The sequence below is a fragment of the Kribbella qitaiheensis genome (assembly GCF_014217565.1).
Taxonomy (GTDB): Bacteria; Actinomycetota; Actinomycetes; order Propionibacteriales; family Kribbellaceae; genus Kribbella; species Kribbella qitaiheensis_A.
The window spans coordinates 7489269-7504189 of sequence record NZ_CP043661.1; the positions used below are offsets into that span (position 1 = coordinate 7489269).

Annotated in this window: 12 protein-coding genes, 1 pseudogene and 1 riboswitch; of the genes and pseudogenes, 9 read left to right on the forward strand and 4 right to left on the reverse strand. The window is 69.1% G+C overall.

Going from position 1 to position 14921, the window contains the following annotated elements:
• Position 1: 1 nt before the first annotated feature.
• A riboswitch (SAM riboswitch) is annotated at positions 2-115 on the reverse strand.
• A gap of 163 nt (positions 116-278) precedes the next feature.
• Together F1D05_RS35495 and F1D05_RS35500 are read left to right on the forward strand one after the other, a co-directional pair.
• Positions 279-797 (forward strand): DinB family protein, encoded by a 519-nt coding sequence (locus tag F1D05_RS35495; RefSeq protein ID WP_185444633.1) that lies wholly within the window; start codon positions 279-281, stop codon positions 795-797.
• A 311-nt stretch (positions 798-1108) separates the two neighbouring features.
• A complete protein-coding gene (locus F1D05_RS35500) occupies positions 1109-3535 on the forward strand; it encodes an FtsK/SpoIIIE family DNA translocase (RefSeq protein WP_185449768.1) in 2427 nt (808 codons plus the stop codon).
• A gap of 59 nt (positions 3536-3594) precedes the next feature.
• Here the strand turns inward: F1D05_RS35500 and F1D05_RS41545 are convergent, their stop codons facing one another.
• Positions 3595-3741, reverse strand: a complete 147-nt coding sequence (locus F1D05_RS41545) for a hypothetical protein (RefSeq protein WP_246486237.1) — start codon at positions 3739-3741, stop codon at positions 3595-3597.
• A 5-nt stretch (positions 3742-3746) separates the two neighbouring features.
• Between F1D05_RS41545 and F1D05_RS41550 the strand changes: the two genes are divergently transcribed.
• From F1D05_RS41550 to F1D05_RS35530, 6 genes are all read left to right on the forward strand, one after another.
• On the forward strand, positions 3747-4106 hold the full coding sequence (locus tag F1D05_RS41550; RefSeq protein ID WP_246486238.1) for a hypothetical protein: 360 nt from the start codon (positions 3747-3749) through the stop codon (positions 4104-4106).
• Positions 4107-4211: 105 nt separating this feature from the next.
• Positions 4212-4964, forward strand: coding sequence for a helix-turn-helix domain-containing protein (locus F1D05_RS35510; protein WP_246486239.1), 753 nt, complete (start codon positions 4212-4214; stop codon positions 4962-4964).
• A 60-nt stretch (positions 4965-5024) separates the two neighbouring features.
• On the forward strand, positions 5025-6683 hold the full coding sequence (gene rimO / locus F1D05_RS35515; RefSeq protein ID WP_185444634.1) for a 30S ribosomal protein S12 methylthiotransferase RimO: 1659 nt from the start codon (positions 5025-5027) through the stop codon (positions 6681-6683).
• Positions 6680-7303: a CDP-diacylglycerol--glycerol-3-phosphate 3-phosphatidyltransferase gene (gene pgsA / locus F1D05_RS35520; RefSeq protein WP_185444635.1), complete on the forward strand. Its 624-nt coding sequence runs from the start codon at positions 6680-6682 to the stop codon at positions 7301-7303. Before rimO ends, pgsA begins: the two co-directional genes overlap by 4 nt.
• The gene (locus tag F1D05_RS35525; protein ID WP_185444636.1) at positions 7300-7794 is read left to right on the forward strand and encodes a CinA family protein; all 495 of its coding nucleotides are present in this window, start codon (positions 7300-7302) and stop codon (positions 7792-7794) included. Before pgsA ends, F1D05_RS35525 begins: the two co-directional genes overlap by 4 nt.
• Positions 7795-7957: 163 nt before the next feature.
• A complete protein-coding gene (locus tag F1D05_RS35530) occupies positions 7958-8248 on the forward strand; it encodes a helix-turn-helix domain-containing protein (protein ID WP_185444637.1) in 291 nt (96 codons plus the stop codon).
• Between the two features lie 86 nt (positions 8249-8334).
• On the opposite strand, the gene F1D05_RS35535 is transcribed toward F1D05_RS35530, so the two are convergent.
• Positions 8335-8769 (reverse strand): DUF4262 domain-containing protein, encoded by a 435-nt coding sequence (locus F1D05_RS35535; protein WP_185444638.1) that lies wholly within the window; start codon positions 8767-8769, stop codon positions 8335-8337.
• A gap of 123 nt (positions 8770-8892) precedes the next feature.
• Between F1D05_RS35535 and F1D05_RS35540 the strand changes: the two genes are divergently transcribed.
• Complete coding sequence (locus F1D05_RS35540) at positions 8893-9456, forward strand: GNAT family N-acetyltransferase (protein WP_185444639.1); 564 nt, start codon at positions 8893-8895, stop codon at positions 9454-9456.
• Here the strand turns inward: F1D05_RS35540 and F1D05_RS35545 are convergent.
• On the reverse strand, positions 9419-10204 hold the full coding sequence (locus tag F1D05_RS35545; protein WP_185444640.1) for an Fpg/Nei family DNA glycosylase: 786 nt from the start codon (positions 10202-10204) through the stop codon (positions 9419-9421). The two genes, F1D05_RS35540 and F1D05_RS35545, sit on opposite strands and share 38 nt — an antisense overlap.
• Positions 10205-10207: 3 nt before the next feature.
• A pseudogene (locus F1D05_RS35550) lies at positions 10208-14834 on the reverse strand (ATP-dependent helicase).
• Positions 14835-14921 lie beyond the last annotated feature (87 nt).

Consider the following 14921-nt stretch of genomic DNA (forward strand, 5'->3'; position numbering starts at 1 on the left):
AAGTCCGCACTTGCCGATCGGGGTGTCCGAACGGCCGGGTCCTCACCCGGGGCACCCCACCGCGGAGGAGGGTTGCCGGCCAGCGAGCCGGGGCTTGACGCTGACACTCATGACCTGCCGAAGACGGTAACCAACAGACCGCTCCTTGCGCCAGCATCTATCTCGCTTGATGAGACATTGCGACACATGATGAGATGCGGGGGGTTGCCGCAGGCTGTCGTTCGTCGCCGCCGGTTAAGGATTGGTGCCGCGAGGCCCCCGCGGGAGAGGATGCGCGGATGACCTGGATCGCACCTGAAGTCGTCCGTCCCGAGGGTTCGCTGGTTGCGCCCGAGCGGGAGTTGCTGGCCGGCTACCTGGACTTCTACCGGGCGACGCTGCTGCACAAGTGCGCCGGGCTCACCGCCGAGCAGTTGGCCGAGCGGCCCGCGGCGCCTTCGACCCTGTCGCTGCTCGGGTTGATCCGGCACGCCACGAAGGTGGAGCGGATCTGGTTCCGGATCCACTTCGCCGACGGTTCACCGGCCGAGCCGCTGTTCGCTCCGGAGCTCGGTAAGGATGCGGACTTCGAATTGCTCGACCCGGTGCGCGCTCAAGCGGAGTACGAGGGTCTGATCGAGGAATGGGCGCTGTCCGACAAAGCGGTCGCCGGCCGGTCGCTGGACGAGCAGTTCACCTTCAGTGGCGAGGTGTCGTCGCTGCGGATGATCTACCTCCACCTGATCGGCGAATACGCCCGGCACTGCGGTCACGCGGACCTGGTTCGGGAACACCTCGACGGCGTCACCGGCGCCTGACGGGAGCCGCTGTCAGGCCCCGGTGTTCGCGCCGTGACGCTACGGATGGGGCAGCGTGATCGGCGTGTGACACGTGTGACTCGAGTGGTTGTCGGGGTAGCCTGCTAGATATGGCGACCCGCACGTCTTCCCCGGCGCGGGCGCGGAAGTCGGCAGCCAACAGCCCGGCAACGGGCCGGTCGGCAGCTGGTGGACGCTCCCGTCCTTCAGGCGCCCAGAAGCGTGGGCAGAGCACGAAGAAGCGCAGTGGTTCCACCACTGCGCGTCCCAGTGCGTCCCAATCCGCCGGAGCGGGGCCGTTCGCGGCCACGATGCTGTACCTCGGCCGCGGCTTCGTGAAGTGCTGGATCGGGATCGCGCACCTGCTCGGCAGTGTGGTCCGCGGTGTCGGCCACGGCGCGCGTGACCTCGACCCGGCCCACCGCCGCGACGGCGCCGGCCTCACCCTGATCGGCCTGGCTGTCGTTGTGGCCGCCGCGATCTGGTGGGAGCTCCCAGGTGCCGTCGGCAACGCAGTACGCACAGTGGTCGCCGGGAGCGTCGGAATGCTCGGCTGGGCCGTCCCGCTGATGCTCCTGTTCATTGCCCTGCGCACCCTGCGCCACCCGGACCGCAACGGTCCGGCCGGACGCCAGGTCATCGGCTGGACGGCGATCGGCCTCGGTGTGCTCGGCCTGGTCCACATCGCCAACGGCATTCCGCGTCCGGGCAACCCTGACGACGGCACCTTGCAGGAGGCGGGTGGCGCGATCGGGTACGTCGTCTCGTCGCTCCTGTCCGACCTGCTCACGCAGTACGTCGCAGCGCCGCTCCTCGTGCTGCTGTCGATCTTCGGTGCACTGGTGGTCACCGGTACGCCGATCTACGCGATCCCGCTGCGAGTCCGTGCAGCCGCCGATGTGCTGCTGGGACGCACGGAGCTTCCTGCGGATGCTCCGTCGGTGTCGGCTGCGGCGGATGAGACTGTGCGCCTCACTCGCAAGGAGCGCCGGGCGAAGGCAATCCTTGACGACGACGCTGATCCGACCGTCAAGCCGTACGACTCCCCGGTGCTCGAGGGCCGTGAGATCTCCAAGCGTGGCCGCAAGAAGGCCGCTGCCGAGGAGGACCCGTACGACGTCGACGGCGAGGCCGGGGCCGGCGCTCCGCCTGCTTACGGCGCGGTCGCGGCCGCCATGAAGCCTTCCTCGGCCGCCCAGGCCGAGCCGGCCCCTGAGCCGCCGCCGCACACGCCGATTCCGCAACGCGTCGAGCAGCTGAGCCTGTCCGGCGACATCACCTACACACTTCCCGACGGCCAGATCCTGAAGCCCGGCTCGGTCCACAAGGCCCGGACCAAGGCGTCCGACGCCGTCGTGGACCGGCTGACCGAGGTGTTCGACCAGTTCGGCATCGACGCGCAGGTGACCGGCTACACCCGTGGCCCGACAGTCACCCGGTACGAGGTCGAGCTCGGCTCAGCGGTCAAGGTGGAGAAGGTCACCGCGCTGAGCAAGAACATCGCCTACGCGGTCGCCAGCGCCGACGTCCGGATCCTGTCGCCGATCCCGGGTAAGTCCGCGATCGGCATCGAGATCCCGAACACCGACAAGGAGATCGTCAGCCTCGGCGACGTGATCCGGTCCGCGACCGCCCGCAACGACCATCACCCGATGATCGCCGGGCTCGGCAAGGACGTCGAAGGCGGCTTCGTCGTCGCCAACATGGCGAAGATGCCGCACCTGCTGGTCGCGGGTGCGACCGGTTCGGGTAAGTCGTCGTTCGTGAACTCGCTGATCACCTCGGTGCTGATGCGCTCGACTCCGGACGAGGTCCGGATGGTGCTGGTCGACCCCAAGCGGGTCGAGCTGAACAACTACGAGGGCATCCCGCACCTGATCACGCCGATCATCACCAGCGCGAAGAAGGCGGCCGAGGCGCTGCAGTGGGTCGTCCGCGAGATGGACATGCGGTACGACGACCTGGCGGCGTTCGGTTTCCGGCACGTCGACGACTTCAACAAGGCGGTGCGCGGCGGGAAGGTGAAGCCGCCGCCGGGCAGCGAGCGGGTGCTGACGCCGTACCCGTACCTGCTGGTGATCGTCGACGAGCTGGCCGACCTGATGATGGTCGCGCCGCGCGACGTCGAGGACTCGATCGTCCGGATCACCCAGCTGGCCCGGGCCGCCGGTATCCACCTGGTGCTGGCCACCCAGCGGCCTTCGGTCGACGTCGTGACCGGTCTGATCAAGGCGAACGTGCCGTCCCGGCTCGCCTTCGCCACCTCGTCGCTTGCTGACAGCCGAGTCATCCTGGACCAGCCGGGCGCGGAGAAGCTGGTCGGTCAGGGTGACGGTCTGTTCCTGCCGATGGGTGCGAGCAAGCCGATGCGGATCCAGGGTTCCTGGGTCACCGAGAACGAGATCCGGGCCGTGGTCGAGCACTGCAAGGAGCAGTTGCAGCCGACGTACCGCGAGGACGTCGCCGCCGTGGCCGGCCCGAGCAAGGACCTCGACGACGAGATCGGCGACGACCTCGACCTGGTGGTCCAGGCGGCCGAGCTGATCGTTTCCACGCAGTTCGGCTCCACTTCGATGCTGCAACGTAAGCTCCGGGTCGGTTTCGCCAAGGCGGGCCGGCTGATGGACATCCTGGAGAGCCGGGGCGTGGTCGGGCCGAGTGAAGGATCGAAGGCCCGCGACGTACTGGTGAAACCGGACGACCTAGAGGACTTCGTCGCCACACTGCGAGGAGAGTGACCCGTGACCGCCTCATCCACGATGCCCCAGGCCCACACTGTGGACGCTGACGCCGGGATTCAGGAGTTCACGATCCGCGGCTCGCAGAAGGTGCACGGCGCGCTGGCAGCCGGCGCCGCGTTGGTGGCGATCGGCTTCGCCGCGTCGGCCTCGACCAGCGCCACCGGCGTACTGCGCTGGCTCGCCGCGGGCCGGCTTCGCCGCACTCGCGGTGGTCTGCGTCCGGGCGCTGACGGTCGGGGACCTGTTCGTCGCCGACAAGGTCGGGATCAGGCTGCGGATCCGCGACGAATGGATCGGCACCCGGTGGGAGCAGATCGAAGAAGTGACCGTACTGCGGCGCCGGCACCCGCTCGACGACGGCCGGATCGCGGTGCACCTGCTGGATCCGGGACCGGTCGTCGCGGCGATGTCGTCGACGACTCGCAAGGTGACCGATGCCAACCGTCGGTTGACCGGGACTTCTCTCGCGGTACCGTTCGGGTTGACGGCGCGACCGTCGAACGGGGACGTGGTGCAGGCGCTGCACATGCTCGCAGACGCCAGATGTCCGGTCAGGGAACAACTCTGATCAGGCAACAACCCTGAGCCTGGCGTGACCCCGTCGGCCCGCGACCGTTGACTAGTGAAGTCGACGGACCCTAGAACATGCGGACGGTGGAGAGGCGGTGAGGACGTGAGCATCGGCACTGAGCTCATGGCGGCCCGCGAACGGGCCGGCATGACGATCGAGCAGTTGAGCGCCGCGACCAGGATCAGATCCGGCCTGCTCACCGCCATGGAAGCCGACGATTTCGCCCGCTGCGGCGGTAACTTCTATGCCCGCGGGCATATCCGCTCGATCGCGCGGGTCGTGAAGGCCGATCCGGACGTCTTGCTGGCGAAGTACGACGAGACGCATCCGGCGGTGGACCCCGATCGGGGCCGTCGCGAGGAACGTCTGACGGCGAAGAGCCCGTCCCTGCACCCCGCCAGACCGCGCTGGACGCTCGTCGTCGGTGCGATCCTCGTCTGCCTGATGGGCTGGGGGATGATCCGTCTCTTCACGCTGCCCAGCGACGTCGAGGCGAACGCGTCGCGCACCACGCCGACGGTCGCCGTGACCACGCCGAGTGCCAAGCCGACCGTCACCAAGACGGTCGCGAAGCCACCCGTGAAGCCGGCCAAGCCGGTGACGAAGAAGGTCAAGCTGACCCTCACGGCCACCAAGGACGGCTCGTACGTCACCCTGCGGAACTTCCACGGCCTCAAGCTCTTCCAGGGCCTTCTCGGTCCCGGCTCCTCGCAGACCGTCGTCTACCCGGGCTCCATCCGGGTCACCCTCGGCTCGCTGGCCAACATCACCATCCACATCAACGACAAGCCGGCCGCCCCGAAGTCCAAACGCTTCACTATCACCCCCACCGGCGCCATCCAAAAGGACAAGTAGTCCCGCACTGGGTGGTGGCTGGTTTCTGTGGGGTGGGCGGAGCAGTCATACTCGTGGGTGATGACTAACACTCCCACCACCGTCGCCCTGGTCACGCTGGGCTGTGCCCGCAACGACGTCGACTCCGAGGAACTGGCCGGCCGGCTCGAGGCCGGCGGATTCCGCCTCGTCGACGATGCCGCCGAGGCGGACACCGTGGTGGTGAACACCTGCGGTTTCGTCGAGGCTGCCAAGAAGGATTCGGTCGACACGCTGTTGGCCGCATCCGACTATAAGGACTCCGGCCGGACCCAGGCCGTGGTGGCCGTCGGCTGCCTCGCCGAGCGGTACGGCGAGCAGTTGGCCGAGGCCCTGCCCGAGACCGACGCCGTGCTGGGCTTCGACGACTACGCGGACATCTCCGAGCGCCTGCGCTCGATCCTCGCCGGCAACAAGCATCAGTCCCACGTCCCGCGCGACCGCCGCAAACTGCTGCCGCTCGCCCCGGCCGACCGCGCCGCCGCCACCGGCGTCGCGCTCCCGGGCCATGGCGACGCTGCTGCTCGCCCGCTGACTCCGGTGAGCCGTGAATTCGGTGTGCTCGACGGCCAGGACCTGACCGACGCCGAGCTCGAGGCCGCGGGCGTCACCCGAGCCGAACTCACCGATGGCGCGACGGATCGTGAGTTGAAGGGCCGGACGGTCAAGGCCTCCGAGCGTGAGCTGACCATCGATGCCCCTGATCTGCAGTCCGCGCCGGCCAGTGGCCCTCGGGTGATGCGTCGCCGTCTCGACGGCGGACCGATGGCGCCGCTGAAGCTCGCGTCGGGTTGCGACCGTCGTTGCGCGTTCTGCGCGATCCCCGCCTTCCGCGGTGCGTTCGTCTCGCGTCGCCCGACCGAGGTGCTCGGCGAGGCCCACTGGCTGGCCGAGAACGGCGTCCGCGAGGTCTTCCTGGTCTCCGAGAACTCCACCTCGTACGGCAAGGATCTGGGCGACCTGCGGTTGCTGGAGACCCTCGTCGGCGAGATCGCGGCCGTCCCCGGCCTGACCCGGGTACGTGTGTCGTACCTGCAGCCGGCCGAGATGCGCCCGACGCTGATCAGCGCGATGGCCTCGACGCCCGGCGTCGTCCCGTACTTCGATCTCTCCTTCCAGCATGCCTCTGGGCCATTGCTGCGGCGGATGCGCCGGTTCGGTGACGCGGAGCGTTTCCTGGAGCTGATCGAGCTGGTCCGTGCGCAGGCGCCGACCGCCGGCATCCGGAGCAACGTGATCGTCGGGTTCCCGGGGGAGACCGAGGAGGATGTGGACATTCTCTGCGACTTCCTCGCCCGCGCCGGACTGGACGCGATCGGGGTGTTCGGGTACTCGGACGAGGACGGCACCGAGGCGGAGACGTACGACGGCAAGCTGGACGAGGACACGATCGCCGCCCGGCTCGACCGGGTCACCCGGCTCGCGGAGGACGTGACCTCGGCCCGCGCCGAGGCCCGGATCGGCGAGACGGTCGAGATCCTGATCGAGTCGATCGACGGCGACACGGCCGAGGGTCGCGCCGCTCATCAGGGCCCCGAGGTCGACGGTTCGTGCACCCTGACGGACCTTCCGGAGGGTCTGGGTGTCGGTGACCTGGTTACCGCCGAGGTGGTCGGCAGCGAAGGAGTGGACCTGATCGTCGAGTTCGCCGCGCACGTGGCCGCCCGGGAAGGCGTCCCGGCAGCTAACCTGACCGCGTGACGATCCCGCCGACGAACCCGGTGCCGCGCGCGGCCGCCGGCCCGCTCAGCGCGCCGAGTGCCTGGAACGTGGCCAACGCGCTGACTGTGCTGCGGCTCGTACTCGTGCCGCTGTTCGTCTGGCTGCTGCTCCGCGACAGTGGCGGTGCCGACGGCAACCGGCTGCTCGCGACGGCCGCCTTCGTGGTGGCCATCGTCACCGACCGGTTCGACGGCGACATCGCCCGGCGCTGGAACATGGTCACCAACTTCGGCAAGATCGCCGACCCGATCGCCGACAAGGCACTGACCGGGGCCGCGTTCATCGGGCTGTCCATCCTCGGCGACCTGCCGTGGTGGGTGACCATCGTCGTGATGGTGCGCGAATGGGGCGTGACCGCGCTCCGGTTCTGGGTGATCCGGCACGGCGTGATGCCGGCCAGCCGCGGGGGCAAACTGAAGACCGTCCTGCAGGCGATCGCCTTGGGCCTCTACCTCCTTCCCTGGCACTCGGTGGCCGTCCTGCACTGGACCGCCGTCGTTTTCATGGCCGCTGCCGTGATCGTCACCCTCGTCACGGGACTGGACTACGTCGGCCGGGCCCTCCGCCTCCGCGCGGCCGCCAAGCGTCCGCTGCCATGACCCGCGACGAATCTCAGGCCGCTCTGCACAAGCTGATCGAATTGGTGCGGGAGCGAGGCGCGACGCTTGCCACCGCGGAGTCGCTGACCGGCGGCATGGTGGGTGCGGCGCTGACAGACGTGCCCGGCATCTCGGCGATCTATCGAGGTGGCGTGATCGTCTACGCGACCGACCTGAAAGCGACGCTCGCCGGTGTCCCGGCGGACCTGCTGGCGGACGTCGGCCCGGTTCATCCGGACACGGCCGCAGCTCTCGCCTCCGGCGTACGGGAGCGGCTTGGGGCCACCTACGGGCTGGCGACCACCGGTGTGGCCGGACCGGACCCGCAGGACGGCATCGAGGCGGGCGCTGTCTACGTGGGAGTCGCCGGACCGACGGGCGTTCGGGTCCGCAAGTTGTCCCTGAGCGGTGACCGGGAGGCGGTCCGAAGGGGCAGCGTCCAGGGTGTTCTCGAACTGGCCGTCGAACTGGTGGCGGAAGAACCAGCCTGATCGGTGTGTTGAGACCAGCATGGGAACAGGTAGGGCAGACTGGCACGGCGCACCGAAGCTGGACATTGCGAGGAGTAGTGACCCGGCAACGGGTACCGTTGGTCCTCACGACCGAGCTACCGTGCGAGTAGGTTCGGTCCGACAGGCGGAAGGGAGAAACCTCATGGTGCTGGTTCGTGGCCTGCTGGGCGACGTCCTGCGGCGTAAGCGGCTGCGCCAGGGGCGCACGTTGCGCGAGGTGTCTGCCGATGCCCGGGTGAGTCTCGGTTATCTGTCCGAGGTCGAGCGCGGTCAGAAGGAAGCCTCGAGTGAGCTGCTCGCGGCCATCTGCACGGCGCTGGATGTGCCGCTGTCGACGATCTTCGCCGAAGTGAGCGAAGATCTGGCCCGCGAAGAGGCCCTGGTGCTGGCGCACCCGAGCATCGAGCCCGCGGTTGTCGCCTCGGCGGCCTGAGCGGCCCGCTGCCCGCTGCCCAGACGCCTTTCCAGGCGTCACCCCGTACTTCGTTCGCCGGCTGTCTCTGCGCGCCGTCAGCGGGCTCACCGCGCCTCCTCGTCCCGGTCCGGCCGGTCGATCACGTCGGCCAGTTGCCGTACCGAGGTCGGCCACAGCAGTTGCAGCGCGCGAATCGGCGGTCCACCCGGCTGCCTGAACATGTCGTTGGCCGTCAGCAGATGGGTGGTCGAGTCCGGTAGCCGAAGCAGTTGCGGACGGCCGACATACAGCCCGCTGAGATCGCCCCCTTCGTCGAACCGGCGGCCGGCCAGCACGGCGATCGCCAGCGGCTCCAGCGCCCGATAGGCCGGGTTCGGAAAGCAGTCGAAGACGATGAACTCCGGATGCCCGTGCAGGCTCAGCCCCAGCGTGTAGGCGAAGGACGGATTGCGATCCCCGTCGCCGTCCACGTGCTGCACCGTCCACCCGTGTCTCATGATGTCGCGGCCAAGCCGCCGGTCGTACTCGTCGCCGGTCATCCCACCGCACTTGAAGCACATATCTTCCCCTCTCGAAACCGAACAAATGTTCGATGCGTCAGAGAAGATATCCGGCTTCTCACGGGTGCGGCGGGTTATCCACAGTCCCCGTAGGATCACGCCATGCCTGAGCTGATCGAGCCGACAGTCGAGTTGCACGGGTCCTGGCTGGAGTCGTCGGCGGAGTGGGGCGGCAAGTACCAGGAAGGGACCGGCATGCACGAGGCCGGGGACGACGTGGTCACGGTCGAAGGGTTCAGCGCCTGGGTCGAGCGGCTGAGAGAGTCGAGTGACGACTCTCGTAAGCTCGACCGGGCGCATGCGACCTACCGATGGATTGTTGAGGACGGCAAGTACCTCGGCGCGGTCACGCTCCTGCACACACTCACAGACAAGTTGCTCGAGGGCGGCGGCCACATCGGGTACAGCGTCCGCCCGTCGGCGCGCGGACGGGGACTGGCGACCTGGGCCCTCGGCCGGGTGCTCGAGGTCGCCCGGGAGCAGGGGATGGACCGAGTCCTCGTCACCTGCGACGAGGACAACCTGGCTTCGGCGCGGACGATCGAGCGCAACGGCGGCGTACTGGAGGACATCCGGGAAACCTGGCTGGGGCCGACCCGGCGGTACTGGTTCACCTTCGGTGAAGGTGTCAGAGGGCGGGTTGGCAGACCGGGCACCAGTGGGTGACGCGTTCGCGGGGTGGTTCTCCGATCGGGGCCGTCTGGATCGTGGTGGCGCAGCGGCGGCAGGGTTTGCCGGCTCGCTCGAACACCCAGGTGCGCCGGCCCGGGCGATCCACGCCAGTACTGACCTGGGTGCCGTTGCGGAGGTTCGCCTTCATCAGCCGGCGGCTGAGATCGACGGCCGCGCCGAGGTCGACCGAGGAGACGGGTCGCCAGGGGTGCAGCCCGAGCAGGAAGCACACCTCGATGCGGTAGAAGTTCCCGATCCCGGCCAGATTGCGCTGATCCAGCAGCGCTTCGCTGATGGTCCTTGACGGTTCGGCGGCGAGATTCGCGATCGCGGTGGAACGGTCGAAGTCGGGGGAGAGCAGGTCGGGTCCGAGGTGCCCGACCACGTCGTCTTCGGCGTCGGTAGCCACCAGTTCGAGCACCGGCAGGCGGTATCCGACGGCTGTCCAGTTCGCGGTCTCCAGGACGACTCTCACCTGGAAGTCGGGTCCGCCTCGCCATCGTTCGCCTGCCCGGTACAGATGCCAGCTGCCCTCCAACCGGAAGTGGGTATGGATCGTCAGCCCGCCGGACAACCGGGTCAGCAGATGTTTGCCGCGTGCAACTACCTCCAGCACCGTCCGGCCGCTGAGGTCGGTCGTCGCCAGCGTCGGCACGCGGAAGTCCGTCCGGACCAGTTCCTGCCCGGCCAGCGCCTGATTCAGGCGCTTCGCCGCCCGCCACACGGTGTCGCCCTCAGGCATCGCTCACGCCCTCAATCGCAGGCCCCGCGGCGTCGCGTGGAAGCCGGCCTTGGCCAAGGCATCCCCGAACGCCGTATGCCGGACCTGCTCGCCGTCAGCTGTCTCCACACTCAGCTTGCCCAGATGACCGTCCCTGATCGCCAAGGCCAGCGCGTCAACCGCCGGCTGCAGCAATTCGGGATCCTCGGTGAAGCTCAGCACCGTCCGCCCACCGCGCTCGACGTACACGATCAACCGACCGTCCACGAGCATCACCAGCGCCCCTGCTTTCCGCCCTGGCCGGTGCCCGTCCCGCTCAGGCCATGGCAGCGCGGCCCCATAGGGGTTAGCCGGATCCGAGGCAGCCAGTACTACGGCTCGCGCGGCCGGCTCCTCCTTCCCAGCACGACCCGCCGAGCGAAGACCGGCGGAACCAGGACCGGCCGGACCGAGATTGGGGGTGCCAGCGGTTCCGGGCAGCTCCGCCATCGCCCGTAGCCGGTCGACCGCGCCGGGCAATGCGAACTGGGCAGCACCGAGCCCGGCAACGAAGTACCCACGACGACAGCGACCCGACTCCTCGAAGGCGCTCAGCACCTTGTAGACGGCAGCGAACCCACCCGGCGTGCGCTCGGTGATCACCGAACCCCGAGTGACGATCCCGTACCGGTCGAGCAGCGTCTCCGCGGCAGCATGCGCCCGGCGAGTGGCATCCGGATTGCGTTCGGGAAGCAACGACCACCGGCCGCCGGCGTTCGGGGGGCCGCTGCGCGACGGCATCGCAGGGCGTCCTGGCCGCAGCGTGCGACCGGGGCGTGCGCGAGGCGTAGTACGGCGGGTTCGATGGCTGCCGCGGCCCCCTCCGACCAATGAGCGAACCGGCGCCAGGGTGTCGTTGGTGAGTTGGCCGGCCCAGACCAGGTCCCACAGCACGCCGACCATCGTTTCGTCATCGACCACACCGGCGGTCGAGCCGACGAGATCGCTGAGTTGCCGGAAGAAATACGCGCCACCGCTGGACAGGGCGTCGAGCACAGCCTGATGGGTCTCGCCCAGTTCGAAGGTCGGATCCGGATCGGGCAGCGTGAGATCGCAGTTGTCCGCCAGATGCAGTGAGACCCAGCCGTCCGTGCCCGGCAGCGAACCCGCGCCGGCCCAGATCACCTCACCGGTGGCAGTCAGCTCGTCCAACATGGATGGCTGGTACCCAGGCACACGCGACGGGAGCACGATCGATTCGAGCGCAGACGCAGGCACAGCGCATCCTGCGAGCTGCTCGACCGCGCCCAGCAGCACGTCGTACCCGCGTCCTCGGCTGCTCGTGATGCCCTGCCAGGCGGGCAGGAACCGGGCCAGTACCGCGGGGTCGACCGGCTCGACCTCCTTGCGAAGCGCGGCGAGAGACCGGCGTCGCAGCAGCCGCAGCACCTCGCTGTCGCACCACTCCATCGCCATGCCGCCGGGCAGGAACTCGCCCTCGACCACTCGTCCGGCAGCGCTCAGCCGGCGAAGTGCGTCGGTCACGACCGCGACGCCTGTCCCGAGGTGCGTGGCGAGGTCAACAGCTCGGAACGGCCCGTGCGTTCGGGCATACCGCGAGACTAGGTCGCCGAGCGGATCGGCCACTGGCTCCGCGTGAGCTTCGGCCACACCAGGCGGCAGCGGCACACCCAGGGCATCGCGCAGGCGGGCGACATCCTCGACCACGGCCCAGCGGTGCTCGCCGGCGATCCGGACCCGGACGACTCGGCGGGCGGCGGCCAGCTCGGTCAACCAGGTCTCTGGATCGGCGCCGTCGACACATCGCTGGGTTGCCTCGGAGACCGAGAGCGGTCCGACCATCCGTAGTACGTCGAACAGCCCTTCCGCATCGCGGGCGCGACGGTCCTCGGCCAGCCGCTGCAGCTCGGCCTCGGTGCGCAGCACGACCTCGGCGTCGAGCAGCTCGCGCAGCTCGGTCCGACCCAGCAACTCGGCGAGCAGGCCCTGGTCCAGCGACAGTGCGGCGGCGCGCTTCTCGGCGAGCGGAGTATCGCCCTCGTACATGAAAGCGCCCACGTAACCGAACAGCAGCGACTTGGCGAACGGTGATGCCTCGGTCGTCTCCACCTCGACCACGGAGATGCGGCGCTCGCCGATTCCGGTCAGCAGATCCTTCAGCGCGTCCAGGTCGTAGACGTCCTGCAGCACCTCGCGCAGGGTCTCCAGAACGATTGGGAACGACCCGTACTTGCTGGCGACACTGAGCAGTTGCGCCGATCGCTGCCTCTGTTGCCACAGTGGCGACCGTTTGCCAGGGTTGCGCCTCGGCAGCAGCAGCGCTCGGGCCGCGCATTCACGGAAGCGCGCGGCGAACAGCGCGGAGCCGCCGACCTCGGCGGTGATGATGTCCTCGATCTCCGCCGGATCGAACAGCACCAGCTCGGCGCCAGGCGGCGCCTCGTCCGTCTCCGGCAGCCGCAGCACGATGCCGTCGTCGCCGGACACCGACTGCGCGTCCATCCCGTACCGCTCGCGCAAACGGGCTGCGATCGCGAGCGCCCAAGGCCCGTGGACCTGACCGCCGTGGGGCGAATGGATGCAGACCCGCCAGTCGCCCAGCTCGTCGCGGAACCGCTCGACCAGGATGGTGATGTCGTCCGGAACCCGGCTGGTGGCTTGCTTCTGCTCGGCCAGATACGCGACCAGGTTGTTGGCCGCGAACTCGTCGAGCCCCGCGTCGCGGGCGCGCTTGACCGCCTTCGCGGCCGGCAGCGCGGCCATCGTCCGCACGAACGCGCCCGTCGCTGCTCCGAGCTCAGCCGGACGGCCGACGGCATCGCCCTTCCAGAACGGGAGCCGCCCGGGCTGACCAGGCGCGGGGGAGACCAGCACCCGGTCGTGGGTGATGTCCTCGATCCGCCAGCTGGAGGCGCCGAGGGTGAACACGTCGCCGACGCGCGACTCGTAGACCATCTCCTCGTCCAGCTCGCCGACGCGGTGATTCGTGGACTCGCCGACCAGGAAGACGCCGAACAGACCGCGGTCCGGGATCGTGCCGCCGCTGGTGACCGCCAGCCGCTGCGCACCCGGCCGGCCGGAGATCTCGCCGCTGACCCGGTCGAAGACGATCCTCGGCCGCAGCTCGGCGAACTCGTCCGACGGGTAGCGCCCCGAGAGCATGTCGAGCACCCCGTCGTACGCCGAGCGGGGCAAGCTCGCGAACGCGGCGCACCGGCGTACGAGGGTGTAGAGCTCCTCGACGTCGATGGTGTCGAGGGCAACGATCGAGACGATCTGCTGGGCGAGGACGTCGAGCGGGTTGGCCGGGATGTGCAGGCTCTCGATCAGGCCGTCGCGCATCCGCTGGACCACCACGGGCCGTGTCGACCAGATCACCCCGGAACTTGGGGAAGAGCACCCCGCGCGAGACGGCGCCGACCTGGTGTCCGGCGCGACCGACCCGCTGAAGGCCGCTCGCGACCGAGGGCGGGGCCTCGACCTGGATGACCAGATCGACCGCGCCCATGTCGATGCCGAGCTCCAGGCTGCTCGTCGCGACGACGCAGGGGAGTCGGCCGGACTTCAGATCGGCCTCGATCAGTCCGCGCTGCTCCTTGCTCACCGATCCGTGATGAGCCTTGGCGATCAGCGGCGGCGCGGCGAGCGATGCACCCGATTGCGCCATCAGTTGCGCGGGGGAGCCCTCGACCGCCAGCTCCAGCTCGGCCCGTTCGGCCGCGATCTCGTTCAGCCTGGCTGTCAGCCGCTCCGCGAGGCGGCGCGAGTTCGAGAAGACGATGGTGGAGGTGTGCGCCGAGATCAGGTCGAACACGTGCTCCTCGACGTGCGGCCAGATCGACGCATGCCGCGGCGGCCCGGCTGCGGAGCCGGAAGTCTCGATCTCGGTGTTGGCCAACTCGGCCATGTCCTCAACCGGCACGACGACGCTCAGGTCCCACTGCTTGGTGAACTTGGGTTGCACCACAGTCACCGGCCGCTCGCCACCCAGGAACCGGGCCACCTCTTCTACCGGCCGGACGGTCGCCGACAACCCGATCCGCTGGGCGGGCTTGGGCAGCAGCGTGTCGAGGCGCTCCAACGTCAGGGCGAGATGCGCGCCGCGCTTGGTGCCGGCGACGGCGTGCACCTCGTCGACGATGACGGTCTCCACGCCGCGCAGCGACTCGCGTGCCTGCGAGGTGAGCAGCAGGAATAGCGATTCGGGAGTCGTGATCAGGATGTCGGACGGCTTGGTCGCGAACCGGCGCCGTTCGTTCGCCGGGGTGTCGCCGGAGCGGACCGCTACCTCGACGTCTCGCGGGGCTTCACCGAGTCGGCGGGCGGTCTCGCGGATGCCGATCAGCGGAGCCCGCAGGTTTCGCTCGACGTCGACGGCGAGGGCCTTCATCGGCGACACGTACAGCACCCGGCAGCGCAGCTTGGGGTCGTCCGGTGGCGGCACGGTGGCCAGCCGGTCGAGCGCCCAGAGGAAGGCGGCCAGCGTCTTCCCGGAACCGGTCGGGGCGACGACCAGCGCGTCCCGGCCCGCGGTGATGGCGTCCCACGCCTCGAGCTGGGCCGGGGTGGCCGCCTCGAAGACGTCGCCGAACCACGCCCGGGTCGCGGGCGAGAACCGGCTGAACGCGGTGGATCTCTGCACGTCCCCCATCTTGCCGGGTGCCGCCGACAGTTTCCGCACCATGACTTCGGGGCGGTGACACCGGCCGCCGAAGTGTCCCCATCTTCTGGAATGATC

What these genes read in the sequence shown, in the direction of transcription:
- F1D05_RS35495 (WP_185444633.1), top strand. Translation starts at nt 279, where the DNA reads ATGACCTGGATCGCACCTGAAGTCGTCCGTCCCGAGGGTTCGCTGGTT.
- F1D05_RS35500 (WP_185449768.1), top strand. Translation starts at nt 1,109, where the DNA reads ATGCTGTACCTCGGCCGCGGCTTCGTGAAGTGCTGGATCGGGATCGCG.
- rimO (WP_185444634.1), top strand. Translation starts at nt 5,025, where the DNA reads ATGACTAACACTCCCACCACCGTCGCCCTGGTCACGCTGGGCTGTGCC.
- F1D05_RS35525 (WP_185444636.1), top strand. Translation starts at nt 7,300, where the DNA reads ATGACCCGCGACGAATCTCAGGCCGCTCTGCACAAGCTGATCGAATTG.
- F1D05_RS35530 (WP_185444637.1), top strand. Translation starts at nt 7,958, where the DNA reads ATGGTGCTGGTTCGTGGCCTGCTGGGCGACGTCCTGCGGCGTAAGCGG.
- F1D05_RS35535 (WP_185444638.1), bottom strand. Translation starts at nt 8,769, where the DNA reads ATGACCGGCGACGAGTACGACCGGCGGCTTGGCCGCGACATCATGAGA.
- F1D05_RS35540 (WP_185444639.1), top strand. Translation starts at nt 8,893, where the DNA reads ATGCCTGAGCTGATCGAGCCGACAGTCGAGTTGCACGGGTCCTGGCTG.
- F1D05_RS35545 (WP_185444640.1), bottom strand. Translation starts at nt 10,204, where the DNA reads ATGCCTGAGGGCGACACCGTGTGGCGGGCGGCGAAGCGCCTGAATCAG.